The organism is Marinococcus luteus, from assembly GCF_900106595.1.
Lineage (GTDB): Bacteria > Bacillota > Bacilli > Bacillales > Marinococcaceae > Marinococcus > Marinococcus luteus.
On sequence record NZ_FNNC01000004.1, the window covers coordinates 86,064 to 104,732 of the forward strand.

At 46.5% G+C, this 18,669-nt stretch carries 18 protein-coding genes; 5 read left to right on the plus strand and 13 right to left on the minus strand.

The window, feature by feature from the left end:
- Positions 1 to 30: 30 nt before the first annotated feature.
- The 8 genes from pepF to BLV22_RS09675 form a co-directional block, all read right to left on the minus strand.
- Positions 31 to 1,845 (minus strand): oligoendopeptidase F, encoded by a 1,815-nt coding sequence (gene pepF / locus BLV22_RS09645; RefSeq protein WP_091614501.1) that lies wholly within the window; start codon positions 1,843 to 1,845, stop codon positions 31 to 33.
- Positions 1,846 to 1,874: 29 nt separating this feature from the next.
- Positions 1,875 to 3,065, minus strand: a complete 1,191-nt coding sequence (locus BLV22_RS09650) for a competence protein CoiA (protein WP_091614504.1) — start codon at positions 3,063 to 3,065, stop codon at positions 1,875 to 1,877.
- Between the two features lie 95 nt (positions 3,066 to 3,160).
- Positions 3,161 to 3,823 carry an adaptor protein MecA gene (mecA, locus tag BLV22_RS09655; protein ID WP_022795163.1) on the minus strand — a complete coding sequence of 221 codons (663 nt, stop codon included), beginning with the start codon at positions 3,821 to 3,823 and terminating at the stop codon, positions 3,161 to 3,163.
- Between the two features lie 301 nt (positions 3,824 to 4,124).
- Positions 4,125 to 4,520, minus strand: a complete 396-nt coding sequence (gene spxA / locus BLV22_RS09660; protein WP_091614507.1) for a transcriptional regulator SpxA — start codon at positions 4,518 to 4,520, stop codon at positions 4,125 to 4,127.
- 381 nt (positions 4,521 to 4,901) lie between these two features.
- The gene (gene aldA / locus BLV22_RS09665) at positions 4,902 to 6,353 is read right to left on the minus strand and encodes an aldehyde dehydrogenase (RefSeq protein WP_091614509.1); all 1,452 of its coding nucleotides are present in this window, start codon (positions 6,351 to 6,353) and stop codon (positions 4,902 to 4,904) included.
- 110 nt (positions 6,354 to 6,463) lie between these two features.
- Positions 6,464 to 6,604, minus strand: coding sequence for a hypothetical protein (locus BLV22_RS15050; protein WP_022795166.1), 141 nt, complete (start codon positions 6,602 to 6,604; stop codon positions 6,464 to 6,466).
- A gap of 19 nt (positions 6,605 to 6,623) precedes the next feature.
- Positions 6,624 to 7,196: a GNAT family N-acetyltransferase gene (locus BLV22_RS09670; protein WP_091614512.1), complete on the minus strand. Its 573-nt coding sequence runs from the start codon at positions 7,194 to 7,196 to the stop codon at positions 6,624 to 6,626.
- A gap of 203 nt (positions 7,197 to 7,399) precedes the next feature.
- On the minus strand, positions 7,400 to 8,608 hold the full coding sequence (locus BLV22_RS09675; RefSeq protein ID WP_091614515.1) for a putative glycoside hydrolase: 1,209 nt from the start codon (positions 8,606 to 8,608) through the stop codon (positions 7,400 to 7,402).
- Positions 8,609 to 8,929: 321 nt separating this feature from the next.
- On the opposite strand from BLV22_RS09675, the gene BLV22_RS09680 reads away from it, so the two are divergent.
- Entirely contained in the window at positions 8,930 to 9,457 is a 528-nt protein-coding gene (locus tag BLV22_RS09680; RefSeq protein WP_091614518.1) for an HD domain-containing protein, read from the plus strand.
- A gap of 54 nt (positions 9,458 to 9,511) precedes the next feature.
- On the opposite strand, the gene BLV22_RS09685 is transcribed toward BLV22_RS09680, so the two are convergent.
- Positions 9,512 to 10,387 (minus strand): NAD(P)-dependent oxidoreductase, encoded by an 876-nt coding sequence (locus BLV22_RS09685; protein WP_091614520.1) that lies wholly within the window; start codon positions 10,385 to 10,387, stop codon positions 9,512 to 9,514.
- Positions 10,388 to 10,392: 5 nt separating this feature from the next.
- Positions 10,393 to 10,674 (minus strand): YciI family protein, encoded by a 282-nt coding sequence (locus tag BLV22_RS09690; RefSeq protein ID WP_091614523.1) that lies wholly within the window; start codon positions 10,672 to 10,674, stop codon positions 10,393 to 10,395.
- A gap of 176 nt (positions 10,675 to 10,850) precedes the next feature.
- Between BLV22_RS09690 and BLV22_RS09695 the strand changes: the two genes are divergently transcribed.
- The 4 genes from BLV22_RS09695 (at position 10,851) to BLV22_RS09710 (ending at position 15,980) form a co-directional block, all read left to right on the plus strand.
- Positions 10,851 to 11,846 (plus strand): sodium:calcium antiporter, encoded by a 996-nt coding sequence (locus BLV22_RS09695; RefSeq protein ID WP_091614525.1) that lies wholly within the window; start codon positions 10,851 to 10,853, stop codon positions 11,844 to 11,846.
- Between the two features lie 213 nt (positions 11,847 to 12,059).
- Entirely contained in the window at positions 12,060 to 13,049 is a 990-nt protein-coding gene (gene trpS / locus BLV22_RS09700) for a tryptophan--tRNA ligase (RefSeq protein ID WP_091614528.1), read from the plus strand.
- An 83-nt stretch (positions 13,050 to 13,132) separates the two neighbouring features.
- Positions 13,133 to 13,411 carry a hypothetical protein gene (locus BLV22_RS09705; protein ID WP_091614531.1) on the plus strand — a complete coding sequence of 93 codons (279 nt, stop codon included), beginning with the start codon at positions 13,133 to 13,135 and terminating at the stop codon, positions 13,409 to 13,411.
- 13 nt (positions 13,412 to 13,424) lie between these two features.
- Positions 13,425 to 15,980, plus strand: coding sequence for a CBS domain-containing protein (locus tag BLV22_RS09710; RefSeq protein ID WP_091614534.1), 2,556 nt, complete (start codon positions 13,425 to 13,427; stop codon positions 15,978 to 15,980).
- A 36-nt stretch (positions 15,981 to 16,016) separates the two neighbouring features.
- On the opposite strand, the gene fabF is transcribed toward BLV22_RS09710, so the two are convergent.
- The 3 genes from fabF to argF all read right to left on the minus strand — a co-directional run bounded on the left by fabF (position 16,017) and on the right by argF (position 18,667).
- Positions 16,017 to 17,261 (minus strand): beta-ketoacyl-ACP synthase II, encoded by a 1,245-nt coding sequence (gene fabF / locus BLV22_RS09715; RefSeq protein WP_091614537.1) that lies wholly within the window; start codon positions 17,259 to 17,261, stop codon positions 16,017 to 16,019.
- Positions 17,262 to 17,414: 153 nt separating this feature from the next.
- Positions 17,415 to 17,588: a hypothetical protein gene (locus BLV22_RS15055; RefSeq protein ID WP_176967735.1), complete on the minus strand. Its 174-nt coding sequence runs from the start codon at positions 17,586 to 17,588 to the stop codon at positions 17,415 to 17,417.
- A gap of 128 nt (positions 17,589 to 17,716) precedes the next feature.
- Positions 17,717 to 18,667: an ornithine carbamoyltransferase gene (gene argF, locus BLV22_RS09720; protein WP_091614540.1), complete on the minus strand. Its 951-nt coding sequence runs from the start codon at positions 18,665 to 18,667 to the stop codon at positions 17,717 to 17,719.
- Positions 18,668 to 18,669: the final 2 nt, after the last annotated feature.

Below are 18,669 nucleotides of genomic sequence, written 5' to 3' on the forward strand. Positions count from 1 at the left end.
CGGAGATATTTTACATCTCCGCGGATTTTTTTATTGAAGCAGCAGTTCTTCCAGTTCATTCAAGGTATCTTCAAAGGACTTCATTGCCAGTTCAATCGGTCTGGAGGTAGTCATATCGACCCCTGCTTTTTTCAGAACCTCAATCGGATAATCCGAACTCCCGGATTTCAGAAACTGCAGGTAGCGTTCCACCGCAGGTTCCCCCTCCTCTGTAATCTGCTGTGACAAAGCAGCAGCAGCGCTGTAGCCGGTGGCGTACTGATATACATAAAAGTTCATATAAAAATGAGGAATTCTTGCCCATTCAAGCGCAATATCATCATCGAGTGTCATGTGCGGCCCGAAATACTGTTCATTCAACTCATAATAAAGGGAATTCAGCAGATCCGGAGTCAGTGCTTCCCCTGCTTCTGCCTTTTCATGAATTAACTGCTCGAATTCAGCAAACATTGTCTGGCGGAAAACCGTTCCCCGGAAGCCTTCGAGGTACTGGTTCAATAAATACGCCTTTTCTGTTTTATTTGTCGTTTTTGCCAGTAAGTGACGGGTAAGCAGTGCTTCATTGACAGTAGAAGCTACCTCTGCCACGAAGATGGTGTAATCAGCATAAGGATACGGCTGATTTTGATGAGTCAGATAGCTGTGCATTGAATGCCCGAGTTCATGGGCCAGCGTGTATACATTATTAATACTGTCCTGCCAGTTCATTAAAATGTATGGCATTGTCCCATATGCGCCGGAGGAATAGGCTCCGCTCCGTTTTCCAACGTTTTCATAAACGTCCACCCAGCCTTTTTCAAACCCGCCGGCAATCGTTTCTGTATATTCTTTTCCCAGCGGCTCCAGCGCTTTAAGAACGGTTTCTTTTGCTTCCTCGTACGTCATTTTCATATCAATGTCTTTGACCAGTGGTGTATAAAGATCATAGTTATGAATCTCATCGAGTTCAAGCACCTGCTTACGCAGCTTTACGTAACGGTGAAGCAGCGGCAGATAGTCATGAACGGTCGAAACAAGCTGGTCATAAACTTTTTCCGGAATATGATTATTGCTTAGCGCAGCTTCTCTAGCCGAACGGTATTTACGAATACTTGCGTTAAACGTATTCTTTTTCACCTGCCCGCCAAGCGTGCTTGAAATTGTATTTTTAAACCTGCTGTATGTGCTGTAGACAGCTTTAAAAGCTTCTTCGCGCACACGACGGTTGTCGCTTTCCAAAAAGTTCAGCAGGCGCCCGTGTGTCACCTGGGCATCATTTCCGTTCTCATCCTTAATAGACGGAAACTCCAGATCTGCATTATTGAGCATCCCAAAAGTGTTTCCCGGCACAGCCATCACTTCAGAAGCCTGGGCAAGCAGTGCTTCTTCTGATTCTGTCAGCACATGGGGGCGTTCTTTATTGATGGCATCGAGTGCGTGTTCATACAACCGAAGCTCCGGCTCTTCCTCATAGAATGCTTTAATCGTTTTTTCAGGAATAGTCAGGATTTCCGGCACGAGAAAAGCCGTCGCCTGTCCAAGCTGGCTCGCCAGTCTTCTTGCACGATCCTCCATCCCCTGATACAGCGATTCATTTGTATTTTGATCATAACGCATATGCGCATAAACAAATAAACGGCTGAACCGCTCTGTAATTTTATCCTGCTGCTGAAGGGCTTCATACAGCATATGCCCCGAATCTCCAAGGCGTCCTTTATAAGATTCGATTGCCGGAATCAGGCTTTGAATGTGTTTGAATTCTTCTTCCCATTCTTCATTGCTTGAAAAAATATCCTCTAAATTCCATTTATACTGTTCACTGATTTCTTCGCGTTTTGGCAGTTGTTCTACAGCAGATGAACTCAATGGAACGCACCTCCCTTTATCTTTCTCCCCTATTGTATCGAACTATTTCCAGTTGTTCCAATGAATCGTTTTTCTGCTTCAAGCTTTTTGATATAGGCCGTAAATATTCTAGCAACGCTGCGGTCCTGCGACCATCCCGTTTCCGCCGATGCTTCAGGCAGCAGATCTTTCTTCAAGTGCCAGTGCCCGTGGTGAAAATAAACCGCCTTCCGGGCCTTCAGCCATTGCAAAAAATGCCAAACCGCCTGACGCAGGTAAACCTCTGCACGCAGACCAGAGCGTATCAACGGAGCAAGCAGCGGGTCTTTCTGCACTGAATTTACAATATCTTTTAAAGAAGCGTTTTTTTGATGAATAATCCGGTAAAACAGCAGGGTCTGCCATACGAGGGGAGGCCCCCGGAAAACATAACAATATGGCGTCGGCCAGCCCAGGTCCGCAGGATGCATACTAACATGAGAGAGGTATCGGGTATATATCTCCAGGATGGCCCAATACTGTACGCACCCTGTAAATTGATAAGACGAAAAGCGCCACTTGTTTTTATGTTCCAGTATTTCATCAAGACAGCTAAATGACAGCTTCATAGGGGTGAAAAAATACTCCAGCTTTACGGCAGCCAGCGGGAACCTTAAGGCACGGGCTGTTATACGCCTGGGCGAAGTTTCAAAAAACGGCTGCACGATTAAAAGCTCCCGGGAAGATGGTATCAGCACAGGCGCCGCATTAAAATATCCGGAAAATATTGAAGACCATACCGCTTCATTCCAAAACCAGCGCCCGGCTTTTTTTCGCTGCACCAGCTTCGGAACAAAAAACCAAAGTGGAATGATTTCCTTTTCTGTATATGTACGGCTTCTCGTCAAAAGCTGCGGTGAATCAATCGTACTTCTTTGCATTTCCAGAGCCACTTTGCGCCCATTCCACTGAACGAATACATCCGCTCTTCTTCCTTCCTCCGGGAACTGCTTCTCAATAACAGGAGAAAGATTTTGATCTTTAAGCCAGCTGGCGAGCAGAGTTTTCCCCTGAGTATGCTCCTCGGTTTCTCCAACAAGCAGGCGGCAGTCAGTACGCCGGGAATGAACAAAATGAGGACGGGCATTTGATTTTTTACGCAGATGTACTTCGTGCCCGCAATCCGGGCAGTAGTAAGGGGGATAAATAGCGGGATCCAGGCTTGAAACTGCCCGGCCGTTCGCGATGAGGGCATTAAACATGAATATCAGCCTTTCCGGGGGATGTAATGCGGGGATTTTATATAAAATAAAAATAAAAGACCAGCGTCACACGCCAGCCTTTTAGAGACACACACTTATGAGAAGTTTTCATTGAAGGTTTGAAGACCATATTCAGACGCAATTGTCGTACCATACTCACGAATGCGGAAAATGGACAGGTCGGATTCATTTCCATACTCAAGCACATGACTTACCATGTTGTCTTGTTCATCCTCTGTATAACGCTGATCAAATACTAAATAAAGATAATACCGATTTTCAAAGAAATATACTTCGTTGTGAACATCCGATACATGGAAGGCCTTACTCAGGCTGATTAAATCTTCCATGTCCTGGAAGGAAATAACGATTTCCAGATCTTCAGACTCAAGTGAGCCATTTCTGTCCGATTTAGACGAGCGGTATTGTTCATCAAGCATATCCACGATGTTATCGTCCACCGGGGCTTCCTCTTTGTTTTCTGATACCGGAATTTCAAGCTTCACATTTCCATCGGTAACCTGTCCTCTGGTAACTACGATTTCCATGCCCTGATCGAGTGCCTGTACCTGAATCCATAAAGGTCCTTCTATTTCAAAGTTTTCTAAGTCGTGAGCTTCGTTGATCATATCAAAGAATAATTCTTCTCCACGTTCACGGTTATACCAAATCTCATCCCGGTCAAAGCCGCGGTCTTCGATGTCCGTGTACGTAATGTAAAACTTCACTGTCGACTCGTTGATTCTTTCGATTTCCACTATTTTTCTCCCTCCTCAAGCTAGGGTCGGTCTTCTACTTACTATGAAATACTATACCCTAACAATAACATATAGTAATCCTTTTAATCATAGCGCCATACTGGACCCTTTGTGAGTTGTGCTCATCCCAGGATGCAACGTTCGTTGAGGGAGCGGAGCATCAATAATTTAACACTAGTTTGGTTTTATATTTTCAGATAAAATCACACCCATGTCAAGGAAAGAAACTCATTTTAGCAAAACAAAGCGTAATTATAAAAAGAAGAAAAATCCCGACAGGCGCCGAAATTTTTCTTTCTTTTTAGTTTACCATTTTTTGCGCTTCCATCAAGTTAAAAGTACGGACTTTTCTTGGAAGGAAACGACGGATTTCAGCTTCGTTATATCCTACCTGTAAACGTTTATCATCATAAATGATCGGCCGTCTCAAAAGACCGGGATGTTCGCTGATTAACTGGAAAAGGCGTTGCAATGGAAGGCTTTCCATTTCCACGTCTAATTCCTGAAATACTTTTGAACGGCGGGAAACGATTTCATCGGTACCGTCCTCCGTCAAACGGACAATTTCTTTTACTTCATCCACTGTTAATGGTTCCGCAAAAATATTTCTTTCATTATAAGCAATCTCATGTTCGTCCAACCATGCTTTCGCTTTCCGACAGGATGTACAACTTGGAGATGTAAGCAATGTCACCATGTTAACAAATCTCTCCTTCCCCGACTTTGGGAGTAAAATGGGCGAAAACAACGTATAATATTCTCTGCTTTTTAGTCACAAGATTATTATACAATAATTATTCTAATTTGAAAAGAGGTTTTAACTGGTTTGTGAATGATTATACTTTTGGGCTTTAATTCAACAATACTTTATTTATACCTCTTCACCATGGTTTTAAAACTTTCTAAGCGCACAATTTGTTAACGTTTTGTGACAAATTATTTAAACTGTTCACTTTTTACTTTAAATGAACGATTCTCAATTACCTGCTTTGTTTTTCAACAACTCATTTAATTGTTTCCGCCCTTATTATGTATACGTAAGAAAACGGCTGGAGGTTCACCCTCCAGCCAAATTTCTTTAATTTTTTTCATTGTTGTACTGCATATAAACAACGTGGGTGGCTAAAAAGTCTTCCACTCCGTGTTTGCCGTCGGCGCCGCCAAGTCCGGATTTCCGGAAGCCGGCGTGATAGCCCTGCACAGCTTCGAAATTTTCCCGGTTAACGTACGTTTCGCCAAAGCGCAGTTCGTTTACCACTCTCATAATTTCGTTCATATCTTCACTGTAAACGGAGGAAGAAAGACCGAAGACGGTATCGTTGCCTTTTTCTATTGCTTCATCAAGCGTTTGGAACGTATCGATAGGAATAACCGGACCAAAAATTTCTTCCTGCATAATTTCCATGTCATGCCGGGCGTTGCTGATCACCGTCGGCTTATAAAAATAACCTTTTTTTTGATCGCCTGGTTCACCGCCAGCGATCACTTTCGCACCATCTTTTTTAGCACTTTCCACCATCGCATGCACTTCATCGAGGCGGTCTTTGCTTACGAGCGGGCCGACGTCAGCATTTTTGGATGCGCGCGGGTCTCCCATTGTTGTTTGTTCGAACGCTTCCTGCAGGCGATTGGTAAATTCCTCAGCGATACTTTCATGCACATACACCCGCTCTGCGTTCGTACAGGCCTGGCCATTATTAGCGAGCCGGGAGGTTGTAATATGCTTCACTGCAGTATCAATATCTGCGTTCGCCGTTACAATGGCGGGTGCTTTCCCGCCGAGTTCGAGATTAACTTTCGTAATGTTCTGCGCCGCAGCTTCCATTACTTTTGTTCCTGCAGGCACGCTGCCTGTCATTGTTATCATGTCTACATCTTCATGGGAAGCAAGAGCATTTCCAATTTCTGAGCCTGTGCCTGTGATCAGGTTGTAAACCCCTTTTGGTACTTCATCCATTTCATCGATAAGCTTCGTGAATTCGACAGCAGTGTTTGGCGTCTGCTGGCTCGGCTTCAGCACAATCGTGCAGCCGGTAACCAGCGCTGTTGCTACTTTTCTGGCCAGAATGAACACCGGAAAGTTCCACGGCACAATACCGCCCACAACGCCTATAGGTTTCTTGTAAATGAAGATATTCTCATTTTGTCGGTCACTTGGCAGGATTTCTCCTTCAATTCTTCTTGCCCACTCGGACATATAGCGGAAATAATCAATGGCAAGATCCACTTCACCGCTTGCCAGCCCGTAATCTTTGCCCTGCTCCTCCTGAAGAAGATCAATAAACCGGTCTTTGTTTTCTTCTATTTTATCTCCGAGGGCCCGGACAATTTTTCCTCGTTCGATATTTGGTGTCAGTTCCCACCCTTTTTGAGCAGCAGATGCGGCTGCCACAGCTTTATTTACATCCTCTTTTGTCGCTTTTACGGTGCGGGAAATAGTTTCTTCCGTCGCCGGATTTTCAATTTCAATATATTCATCACTAGAAGCGTTTACGTATTCTCCGTTAATATACAGTTGATGTGTCTGCATCAAGAACCCTCCAATTTTTTCTTTACAGGTAAGAGTGTTCCACTGCAGCCGGACCCTTAAACCTTACGGCACAAAAAAGCGCAGCCCATCTGAGCTGCGCATGCACTGTATTAAGCGGTGTGTCTTGAAGGAGTCGGAACGCCCTTTTCGGGCGATTTTTCTTTATTCAGGCCCTTGAGGTTCTTTTTAAGCATGTCTCTGAGTACTTCTCTTTTCATTTTCCTGCGTTTTTTTGCAACTGCATTTTTCATAACCTCTTCGCCCTCCTTTCTAAGCGTTCTTTAATTCGTCTTTGTCATCATACGTAAGCACTTCCGTAACGTCCTGATAAGCTTTTCCGTAAATTTCTTCATCCTTATACGTATGAATGTTTTTGTACGTATGCTTCATTTTTTCATAAATAACTTCTTCTGAGGCATCGTCCGGGGACCAGTATAAAATTTCGAGCGTATTCACTTCGTTGGTTGCCAGGGAAATTCTGCTGTAGCCAATGGACTTCGCCTGACGGAAGCCGGCTCTTTCATAAAAACGAAATCGTTTTGTCGTATCGCTCTCTTCATAATCGAGAGGCTCCACTTCCAGAATAATCGGTTTATTCTTACTTTTAAGGCTATCAAGTAATTTCTGCCCGAGCCCTTCCCCTCTTGCTTCTTTCGACACTAACAAATAATCAATAAAAACAAATTCCTCGGTCTCTACATACATCATAACATGAAGAGGCCCTTCATCTTTATGGTAAATATCACCTTTTTCATCCAACAGAACTTCCATGTGCTTTTTTGACTTCATCTCTTCAACTGGAAAGTATTGGTTCAACTTTTCGTACCAGTTTAGTTTAGACATAATGACCCCCAAATTTGTATTACATACATTATAACGCGAAAGTCTGTATATAGTAAGTGCCTTCAGTACTTATTTAAGACGCTCGGGAGCGCTCTTTACGGCATATTGACCTCACGGTGGGACGTTGTTGCATTTGCTCTTTCTCAGCCTTACATACAGCAAAAAGGAGCGGTTTTTAACTCCCGCCCCTTTGATTCTGCTTTTTACGGCGTATAGTCTGTACCTTTGGAATAGGTGTTCTGGGCATCCCACAGCAGATACTCTTCAATACCGTTATTCTGCAGCGCCTGAATCTGCGCCTCCACTTCAGTACTTCCGTACTGCAGATAATTACCGCTTCCTAAATAACTGGCTGTAAAGTCCTGAATCCATGGCCGGGTTGTCGGCTGCTCATCGAGACTCGATAAAATCTCCGTTTCTGCCTTCGCATAGGCATCGATAACCTCGTACGGCTCTGTGTCCGGCTTGTCGATATTAAAATAGCCGCTTCCCCAATGGCTTGGGTAAATCATGGAGCTGATAACGTCTACATTTTCAGAAATTAACCGAAAATCCTGGCCGATGCCCGGCGCCCGTTCCTGGGTAGCGGAATAACCGAAGATATCCGCCGATACATTTACATTGTACTTTGTTTGAAGCGTTTCTTCAGAAAAGGCGACGAACTCCGTAACAGCATCTACTCTTTCCTGTACGTTGTCATCGCCGCTATCGTAATCCCCTGTGGAATATGTAAGCTGATCGTCTCTCGTTTCAAACCCTTCCGGAAAGCGGATGTAATCGAACTGAATGTCCTGAAAGCCGAGCCTGGCTGCTTCTTCCGCTATTTGAAGATTATAATCCCATACTTCTTTCATAAACGGGTTTGTAAACATATGCCCGCTTCCATTCGACCATGTATCCCCGCTACTTGTCTGATACGAATATTCCGGATGCTTTTCCGCGAGTACATTATCCTTAAAAGTTGTAATGCGGGCAATCGGATATATATCGTGCTCTTCCAGTTTTTTCATCAGCGCTTCGGGGTCCTTAATCATATTTTTTCCTATATCAGGCAGATCCGATCCTTCCGGCACGCTGAACGTTAAATTTCCGTGATCATCTTTAATGTCTATTACCATGGCGTTCAAATCTGTCGAGTCAATGAGATCGATTAACTCATCCATTCGGGCGCCCCCCGCAGAATGACCAGTAACATATATTCCTTTGACCCCTTCCTCCGGATAGCTGAAATTAAGTCCCGAATCATATGTAAAACGCGGCATGCTGCCTTCAAGTGTTAATGTGTGTCCACCAGTCGTCATTGATGCCAGATCACTTTCTTTTCCTTCTTCCGCTTTTGCCTCCGCCGCAGTTAATCCCGAGGTGACAGTTAATACAGCAGCTAAGGTCCAAATACCTAACTTTTTTTTCATATTGTCCCTGCCTTTATTATTTTTTGCGAAAAAATCAATCAAATAGTCACTATTTAATGGAATTTTTTTCTTGTTTTAATTATACGTTTAAATATACATATTACCAACCATCTTTTTTATTTTCCGCTATTTTTTTGCTAATTAATATTCATATTCAAATAATTATTGAATGTTAGTTAATCTTTCATTTTCCTTGCATTCTGAGCGCATAGTTATTATACTATTAAAAATATCTTTAAAACTTGCGATACTTCCACAGGGTCCTCAGCCTTCATTGGCCGGGGCCCCTTTTGCAAAATAATCTATAAAGGAGGAGCACCAATGAGCAGAGTGACGATGATTGATATTTACAAACACCCTATTACTCAAAAATATGTCCGCCGTTCCGGACTTGCCCATGCCATTCGCGTGGCTGATATAGCATTAGAGCTTGCCAGAGAACGAAATGTGGATGTTGATTTAGCTGTAAAAGCCGGTTTTCTGCACGACATGGGCCATTACCTTTTTTACAAAAACGGAAAATGGGACTTCGAAGAATACCGGACGAATGACATTCACGCTATTAAGGGAGCAGAACGGGCGCACAAGCTCTTAATCCGGCTCGGCGAAGAGCCTTCACGGGCAAAGGAAGTCAGTATGGCTGTTTTACTTCATACCGATTCGTATCTCCCGGCTGCCAATATTCAGCGGACCCCGCTGCAGCAGGTAGTTGCCGATGCAGATGAACTCGATGAAGAGCCTTCCGGACGTCATCACTACCGGACTATCACTGAAGATGAGGCCTTCACCCGCCTGCATTCCCTTGACGAACGTCTTGAGCAGGCCGTTGCTGAAGCTATGCATTCGTAAAACGTAAAGAACCCGCCTTCACTTAGGAAGGCAGGTTCCGTGTCTACATATTTTTTATTTTTCGTTGTTTTTCACGAAGTAAAACAGGCTGCTCATGTCTTTTTTTCCAAACCCTTCACGATCTGCCCCTTCGAATAAAGAAAGAACTTCCTTTCCTGCTTTAGGGCTTACTCCGACACGATCACTCATTTCCTTGGCCAGCCCAAGATCCTTTAAAAGCAGTTCCAGAGCAAATCCGGGTTCCTCTTTATTTTCATGAATGAATTCTGTATAGTGCCGGTCGTAGATTTTGCTCTGCCCCATGCTGTTTGTGATAACGGAGTGAAGCATTTCCAGATCAACTCCTGCTTTTTCCGCCATCGTTAACCCTTCGCTTACCGCTGCAGTATGCATACCTACCATATACTGATTAATCAACTTCACTTTTGTGCCTTTGCCGATGCTGCCGGCATACGTAATATTTTTTCCCACTGCTTCAAAGATTGGCCCGGCTTTTTCAAAAGCCTGTTCGCTTCCGCCAACCATGACAGCAAGTGTCCCAGCTTCTGCCCCTGTAGTACCCCCGCTTACCGGAGCGTCCAGATAATCTACACCCTTTTGCGCTGCCTCTGCTTCAATTTTTTCATGAAGCTCTGCAGATACGGTACTGAAATCAATTACAAGAAGTCCGGGGGAAGCATTTGTAATAACGCCGTTTTCACCGAGCATCATTTCTTCTACATGCGCTGGTTTTGGGAGGCAGGTCATAATGATATCCATCTGTCCAACTGCCTCTGCCGGAGTAATGCCGGCAGTGCCCCCGGCTTCCTGAAAACGGTCTTCTTTTTCGTTTCCTTTATTGATCCCGTAAACGTCAAACCCTTTATTCAAAATATTCACGGCCATCGGCATGCCCATGTTTCCAAGTCCGATGAAAGCAGCTTTTTTCATAAGTATTATTTTCCTTTCGTCCAGACATGTGATTTCATATCCCACTCATGCATATGGTAGTCCCGGGCGCCAAGCTGTATGTAAGGATCCTGTTCCACAATTTCCCGGACAGCTTCCTCTTCCTCTCCGCGGTACATGATTAAGCCGCCGGCACCGTCGACGAAACGTCCATACGCAAGCACATTTCCGTTCAGCTCTTCATCTTCGAGAAATTTCAAGTGCTGCGAGCGAAACTTTTGCGATTTTTCTTCATCCCTCATTGTGAGTAATACGGCAAATATTTTCATTATAGTCCTCCTTTGAATTCTTTCTATTTTATTATAGTCGTTATTATCCAATATTTACATAGATGAAGGGGTTTTCACACGGCTTCCTTTTGACCTTGGGGGGAAGTTACGATACACTAACCCTGTTCTAAAGCGTTTTACATCGAAATTTTCGTTTGGGAGAGGGGACACCATCGTTGGTCTTTTTATTCTTTCTTTTGGCAGCTGTCGTTACAGTCATCGCAGCCACCAAACTGTCTTCGTACTCTGACATCATCAGTGAAAAATCCTCTCTTGGCGGTATGATGGTCGGTACCCTTTTGCTGGCCGGAGCCACTTCCCTGCCCGAGGTTACCACCAGTTTAACGGCCGTGTTTTTGGATAACCCGGACATTGCGGTTGGAAACGTGCTTGGGAGTAACTTATTTAATATTCTTATCATTGCCGTATTCGATATTTTTTATCGGCGCAAGAAGCTGTTCAACCGAGTGTCCCCAGGTCATACATATACTGCCGGACTGGGAGCCGTGCTTGCTTTTGTCACGGGGGCGGCTTTTCTTCTGCAGCTTTCCTGGAGCATTTTTGGCGTCGGTGTTGATGCGCTCATCCTTCTGGTGTGCTATGCAGTAGGAATTGTCTGGGCAAACCGCCAGAATGAAGGCGTGATTCCTGACGAAGAAGAACAGGACGTGCCAAAGCCTGACCTCTCACTGCGCCAGGCCGGCACGGGGTTTATTATCGCTGCTTTATTTACGCTCGCTGCCGGTACTGTTCTCACTACCACCGGTGACCGGATCGCTGTCATCACCGGACTTGGCTCGAGTTTTATCGGAAGTTTTTTAATCGCTGCTTCGACCTCCCTCCCCGAAGCCGTTTCTGTTTATGTGGCGATGAAGCTGAAAAACTACAATCTGGCCCTGGGGTCTATTTTGGGCAGCAACCTCTTCAATTTGACTCTGCTTGCCCTGAGCGATATTTTCTATAGAGGCGAACCAATTATTTCCGCAGCAAGCCGGACAAATCTGGTGACTTCGCTCGGCATTACGCTGCTCGCAGTCATAGTGTTTTACGCTGTCCTCCGGGGCAACAAAGGTAGAAGGCCGGCCTTTTACCTTTGGCCCGCCATCACTCTTGTCATCGTTTATTTTATTGCTTCATATTTAACTTTTATTGGTCTCGGGTCAGAGTGGTGATGAAGCTATGACAGACCGGATACGTTTATGGATGGCCGTAACAGCTTTCTTGTGGGTGGCTGCGCTTGTCCTGCAGGCGCGACTTCCAGACTTTCCCGCCTGGCCGGGGTTTTTGCTTTTTATTTTACTCGTATTTGAATGGGCCGCCGTGCTTGTCCTGAAGTATAAAAGCCGGCAGAAATAAGTTTTTTGACAATGAAAGGATGTATACTTATGAAAACCGTTTTTTCCGGTGTCCAGCCGAGCGGCACGCCCACCATCGGTAACTATTTAGGGGCGATAAAACACTTTGTGGATTTGCAGAAAGACTATCGGAGCTTTTTTTGTATTGTGAACCAGCACGCTATTACAGTGCCGCAAAATAAGCAGGAGCTTCAGCACAATACCCGGAGTCTCGCGGCTTTATACATTGCTTCCGGACTTGATCCCGAAAAAGCAACCATTTTTATTCAATCGGAAGTCCCTGCTCACGCCCAGCTTGGCTGGATGCTGCAATGCATTGCCTATATCGGGGAGCTTGAGCGCATGACCCAGTTTAAAGACAAAGCAGAGGGCCGCTCCGGTGTTCCCGGTGCTCTTTTGACTTACCCGCCGCTGATGGCTGCGGACATCCTTTTATATGGCACAGATATTGTTCCTGTCGGGGAAGACCAGAAGCAGCACCTCGAGTTGACGCGAACGCTCGCAGAACGGTTCAATCAGCAATACAACGATATATTCACTGTCCCGGAAACAAAAATCGCGGGCAGCGGAGCACGGATTATGTCCCTTCAAAACCCAGAGAAAAAAATGAGCAAATCTGACTCTAATCAAAAGGCTTTTATATCCATGCTTGACGGCGAAAAGACGATCATGAAGAAAATGAAAAGCGCCGTTACTGATTCCGGACGGGAAATCCGCTACGACCCTGAAAGCAAACCCGGAGTAAGCAACCTCCTCACTATTTATGCCATTTCTAAAAACATCAGCATCAAAGAGGCGGAACAGAAGCTCAGCTCAGAAAGCTACGGCTCTCTTAAAGAAGAGACCGGCGCCGCTGTTGCTGATATTCTCGTACCGCTTCAGGAGCGCCACGCGGAGCTGATGAACTCTTCGGAGCTCGATGACATCCTGGATAAAGGCGCAGAAACGGCCCGTCAGGCTTCCTCAAAAATGCTCGCAAAAGCAGAGCGTGCCATGGGTCTTGAACGAAAAAAACGGTAGGAGCTCCCAAGTCGGGAGCTTTTATTTTTTTCTTCCCGGGTATTAGTATAGGGAAAACACATATCGGACATGGAGGGTCGCAAGTGACTGTACGAGAAGAAAAGCAAAAACAGCTGCGTGAACTGCTGAAAGAGTCCGAACAGCTGCAGCATTCAATCAATCAGCTTGCCCGGGAGCTTGCGAACGAAACCCGGGTACTGCAGGTGCACTTATACAAAGAACAGAAAGACCAGCTTGAAGATATCACCCGGTATTTTGACGAAGTGAATATGGAGGCCGACCAGACGCGCCCCGAAGCCATTCTCACTATGGCTCTCAATCACTTCCACAGCCATTTGATGCATGTGAAAAATAACGACTAAGGAGACAGCCGCCATGGATGTAATTTTAACCCACCGCCATATGGACTTTGACGCCCTCGCTTCTGCTGTAGCTGCTTCCAGACTTTATCCGGAAGCCCGCCTCGTTCTGCAGGATGACCAGTCCGAGGAAGTCAACGAGTATCTCGCCCTTTTCAAGGATGAATTCCCGTTTGTTTCTTCCCGGCATATCGATTGGGACGATCTGCATACGGTGATTTTAACCGATGTCTCCGAGCCGGAGCGGGCCAGGGACGGCCTCACCTTTTCCTCGGCTCCATACTGGATCATTTATGATCACCATACAAATAAAGAAGCACCTGATTCAACGGAAGCGGCCATTGATGCCCGAATTGAACCCACTGGCGCTGCCGTCACTATTCTCATTGAAGAATTGATGCAGCGCCAGCTTTCTCTTACTTCGGTCGAAGCTACCCTTTTTGCTCTCGGGCTGTATACCGATACCGGATCGCTCGTCTATCCGAGTACAACGCTTAGAGATCTGCAGGCGGCTGTATTTTTAATGGAGCAGGGCATGAATTTAGATACTGTCGGCCAATATATGGAGGAGTCGCTTTCTCCGGATCAGCAGTATGCTCTACGGGCCTATCTCGGAGCAGCAGAGGTGATTGAGCGTGAAGGGCTTCAGCTGTTGATTACAAAATTCGATTCAGGCGACAAGCATATCGGCGGCTTGAACACTGTTACCTCCAATTTAATAGAAACGACCGGCGCTAGCGCTGTCATTACTTTGACCAGGGCCCAGGGGAAAATATTTGTTATCGGGCGCTCGGCTACCGACCGCATTCACCTCCCGGACATTTTAGCCCCATTCGGAGGCGGCGGCCATTCCCGTGCCGGTTCGGCCACTATCAAGGATCAGCTGCTCGACGATGTTTACGACCAGATCAAATCACAGCTTCAGTCGGCAGTCGGCCGCTCCATTACGGCAGAAGAGCTGATGAGCCGGCCTGTAAAAACACTGAAGCCTGAAACGACGATCAGGGAAGCAGAAGAAATGGTGCTCCGTTATGGACACAGCGGCTTTCCGGTAGTAAACGATCAATACGAATTAGTCGGCATTATTTCCCGCCGTGATATTGATAAAGCCATGCACCACCAGCTTGGGCATGCTCCTGTCAAAGGCTACATGAGCTCCAATCTTCATACCGCCTCCCCCTATCACCGGTTTGAAGAACTGCAGCAGCAGATGGTCCACCATAACGTTGGCCGACTTCCCATTATTGATCACCGCGGGGCATTAATTGGTCTCGTCTCGCGCAGTGATATCATTGCCCGGCTGCGTGAAGATTCCACTGCTTCCGAAACCGTCAATATGGAGGAAAACATGCGCATGACGCTGCCGGACTCTATCCAACAGTGGCTTCAGGCCGTCGGAGAGGAAGGTGCCCGGCAGCATCTGCGCACATATCTGATCGGCGGAGTCGTTCGCGATATTATTTTGCAAAAGGGAAATGAAGATATCGATATTGCCGTTGAAGGTGACGGCATAGCCTTTGCCTCGGACATTGCTTCCAAATGGAACGGAGAACTTCACAAGCACGAAGCTTTTGGCACTGCTACGATTATCTGGCCGGACGGGTTAAAAATGGACATCGCAAGCTCCCGAACTGAATTTTATGAAAAACCCGGTTCCCTGCCGGACGTGGAGAGTTCCACCTTGAAAGAAGACCTGTTCCGGAGGGATTTTACGATCAATGCCATGGCTCTTGCTCTTCATCCCGAAGAGTTTGGAGATCTCATCGACCACTTTTCAGGACTCGATGATTTAAAACGGGGAGCCATTCGGGTACTTCACAATTTAAGCTTTGTCGAAGACCCGACCCGTATTCTCCGTGCCGTCCGCTTTGAACACCGTTTTGGGTTTGCGATGGACCATGAAACAGAAGCGTTTATTGCGCAGGCGGTTAATGCCATTCATGCGCTGTCTACAGATAGAATACTCGCTGAATTCCAGCGCCTGACCGCTGAAATGCCTCCCGGTCAGTTGTTTTATCGTCTCCAGAAGCTTGACGTTTTATCTGCATTTCTCCCTGGTGCTGTATGGGACGACTCGGCCGAACGGATGCTTCCGTATATTACCAGTCTCCAATCATCTTTGTTTATGACTCTGCTGCCGTTATTTCTGCAGGAAAGCGGCAGGGTGCTTTCTGCCGAGCGGGTGGCCGTCCGGAAACAGGATAAACAGCTTGTCCGGCACGTGCATCACCTGCTTGATGAAAGCTGGGACGCCTCCATCGAAAAACCCGGTGATTTTCACCACACTGCTGCCCGCGTATCCCCTCTCTCTATTGAAATTGCTGCTTACTGCCTTGAATACAGCGCCGGACAGCCGGAAAAAGCGGCTCTGCTCAGACAATACCAGGACAAGTGGCAGGACCTGCCACCGTGGGTTTCCGGTGCTGAACTTCAACGTCTCGGCCTCCGTCCCGGACCGCTTTATAAATTCATTATCAGTGAAACCGAAAAAGGCATTATCAACGAAGAAATTACTTCCTCCCGAGAAGCACTGGATTACGCTGAATCCCTTATTCACAGCTATCAGTCCTAAATGTAAAAAAGCCTGGGCGCATAGGCCCAGACTTTTTTATGCCTGCCATTTTTTAAATGCCAGGGTAGCATTATGTCCGCCGAATCCAAAAGTATTGCTTAAAACGGCCTGGATATCACCTTTCCGGGCTTCGTTTGGCACGTAATCGAGATCACATTCAGGATCCGGTTCGTGCAGGTTAATAGTCGGCGGCACTACATTGTCTTTTAAAGAAAGAATACTGAATATAGCCTCAATACCACCGGTCGCTCCAAGCAGATGACCGGTCATCGATTTTGTTGAGCTCATCCATACATTGTCCGCATGGTCCTGAAATACCTTTCGTACAGCTGTCGTTTCAAATTTATCATTGTACTGCGTACTGGTGCCGTGGGCGTTAATGTACTGAATGTCTTCTGCTGTAAGTCCCGCATCGTCCATAGCCATCTGCATGGAGCGCTGGGCACCTTCACCGTCCGGCGCCGGCGCTGTCAGATGATACGCATCTCCAGTAGATCCGTAGCCGACGATTTCAGCATAAATTTCTGCGCCTCTCGCTTCGGCGGATTCCAGGCTTTCAAGCATCAGTATGCCCGCTCCTTCACCCATTACAAATCCGTCCCGGTTTTTATCAAACGGACGGGACGCCGTATTTGGGTCTTCATTCATCGTAATCGCCTTGGCCGAACTAAAGCCTGCAATCGCCATTTTTGTAATTGGAGCTTCTGTGCCGCCCGTAATCATGGCATCGGCATCGCCACGCTGAATCACTTTATACGCGTCTCCAATCGAGTTGGAGCCTGTGGCACAGGCCGTAACCGTACAGGAATTCACTCCTTTGGCACCTGTATAAATGGACACTTGGCCGGAAGCCATATCCGGGATCATCATCGGTACAAAGAACGGGCTGACGCGTTTATAGCCGCGCTCCATAAAGTTCTGAAACTGGGTCTCGTATGTTTCCATGCCGCCAATGCCGGAGCCTATCCAAACACCGGTCCGTGCTGCATTTTCTTCAGTAATTGTATAGCCCGCATCCTCAAGCGCCTGCATGGAAGCTACAATAGCAAACTGAGTGAAGCGGTCCATTTTCCGCAGCTCTTTCTTTTCCAAATAGGCCGACGGATCGAAGTCCGTTACTTCTCCCCCGATTTTCATCGGAAGCTCGGAGACGTCCACCCTTTCGATAGCACTGATGCCGGAGACTCCATCAACAGCATTTTTCCACGAAGATTCCACTGTCTGGCCCAGTGGGTTGACTGTTCCCATTCCTGTTACAACCACTCGCCTGTTTTCATTCATGCTACTCTCTCCTTTGTTATCTTCCGCATTTTCATGTATATACTCCCTGCCTATGTACGAACCAGGCTGGATGTTTTCATTAGTCTGGGAATAATTTTATACGAGTCACGCACGGTTGTCTACTTTCTGCACGCCGTTTTATTCATATAATCTTTATTCCTTTACGAACGAACGGTGGTATGTCCATTCGGCGATCAGCGCTCCCGTGATAGCTGTAAGAATGGCCGTCGTCTGGCTTCCCTGAAAAAAATAAACGATGCCTAAATATACAGCAATCAATACGCAAATAAAAATAATCACTCCTGTTGCAGCACGTTTCACTGTCATGTCATCCCTCCCGCTGCTTACCGGCTTCCCGGCAATTATACAAGCAGAAACACGCTAATCCAAGTGATTATCCTCCTTTCTTCACATAAAAGAAACCGTTCCTAATATACAGGAACGGTTTCCCCGGTTTAGCTGATGACCGAAGCAAGTATTGCTTTTTGCACGTGCAGCCTGTTTTCCGCTTCATCATAAACAGCTGAATGAGAACCATCAATGACCGAAGCCGCTACCTCTTCTTCCCGGTGGGCCGGAAGGCAGTGCAAAAAGATATAGTCTTCCGCAGCTTTTGCCGTAAGCTCTTCAGAAATCATAAAGCCTTTAAAAGCTGCAAGGCGTTTCGCCTGCTCCTCTTCATAGCCCATACTCGTCCATACATCCGTATAAATAACGTCCGCTCCTTTTGCCGCTTCCTCAGGGTCTCTCGTGCGGGAAACAGATGCTCCCGACTGCTCCGCTGCCTGCTCAATCTGCTTCCAGACTCCGGGATCCGGGCCATACCCTTCCGGTGCTGCGAGCACCGCATCCATTCCCATTTTCACGCTTGCTATTATCCAGGAATGAGCGACATTGTTTCCATCTCCGATAAAGACACTTTTTAAGCCCTCGAAGCTCCCCTTCCGCTCCTGCACAGTCAGCAAATCGGCAAGTGCCTGGCATGGATGATACAGATCAGTAAGGGCGTTAATAACCGGTACATCCGCATGCTCCGCGAGTGCTTCGACTTTCCCGTGATCGTTTGTCCGGATCATCAACGCGTCAACGTACCTCGAAAGCACTTTAGCTGTGTCTTTGATCGGCTCCCCGCGGCCGATCTGCATGTCGCGGGGGCTCAGAAACAAAGAATGACCTCCCATCTGAGTCATAGCCACCTCAAAGGACACGCGGGTTCTCGTCGACGCATTTTCAAAAATCATTCCAAGGGAGCGATGCGCCAGATAGGTATAATATGCGGCAGGATTTTTCTTCATGTCTGCTGCCAGCTCAAGCAGCTGTCTGATTTCCTCCGCGGAAAAATCAAGCAGTGTCAGAACGCTCTGCTGCTGCAGGGGGGAGGCGGAATTGTTCATATTTGTTGCCATTT

Excerpts from the sequence above, each read along its gene's own strand:
- BLV22_RS09650 (WP_091614504.1), bottom strand. The coding sequence starts at position 3,065 with ATGTTTAATGCCCTCATCGCGAACGGCCGGGCAGTTTCAAGCCTGGAT.
- spxA (WP_091614507.1), bottom strand. The coding sequence starts at position 4,520 with ATGGTGACATTGCTTACATCTCCAAGTTGTACATCCTGTCGGAAAGCG.
- aldA (WP_091614509.1), bottom strand. The coding sequence starts at position 6,353 with ATGCAGACACATCAACTGTATATTAACGGAGAATACGTAAACGCTTCT.
- BLV22_RS15050 (WP_022795166.1), bottom strand. The coding sequence starts at position 6,604 with ATGAAAAATGCAGTTGCAAAAAAACGCAGGAAAATGAAAAGAGAAGTA.
- BLV22_RS09670 (WP_091614512.1), bottom strand. The coding sequence starts at position 7,196 with ATGTCTAAACTAAACTGGTACGAAAAGTTGAACCAATACTTTCCAGTT.
- BLV22_RS09675 (WP_091614515.1), bottom strand. The coding sequence starts at position 8,608 with ATGAAAAAAAAGTTAGGTATTTGGACCTTAGCTGCTGTATTAACTGTC.
- BLV22_RS09680 (WP_091614518.1), top strand. The coding sequence starts at position 8,930 with ATGAGCAGAGTGACGATGATTGATATTTACAAACACCCTATTACTCAA.
- BLV22_RS09685 (WP_091614520.1), bottom strand. The coding sequence starts at position 10,387 with ATGAAAAAAGCTGCTTTCATCGGACTTGGAAACATGGGCATGCCGATG.
- BLV22_RS09690 (WP_091614523.1), bottom strand. The coding sequence starts at position 10,674 with ATGAAAATATTTGCCGTATTACTCACAATGAGGGATGAAGAAAAATCG.
- trpS (WP_091614528.1), top strand. The coding sequence starts at position 12,060 with ATGAAAACCGTTTTTTCCGGTGTCCAGCCGAGCGGCACGCCCACCATC.
- BLV22_RS09710 (WP_091614534.1), top strand. The coding sequence starts at position 13,425 with ATGGATGTAATTTTAACCCACCGCCATATGGACTTTGACGCCCTCGCT.
- fabF (WP_091614537.1), bottom strand. The coding sequence starts at position 17,261 with ATGAATGAAAACAGGCGAGTGGTTGTAACAGGAATGGGAACAGTCAAC.
- BLV22_RS15055 (WP_176967735.1), bottom strand. The coding sequence starts at position 17,588 with ATGACAGTGAAACGTGCTGCAACAGGAGTGATTATTTTTATTTGCGTA.
- argF (WP_091614540.1), bottom strand. The coding sequence starts at position 18,667 with ATGGCAACAAATATGAACAATTCCGCCTCCCCCCTGCAGCAGCAGAGC.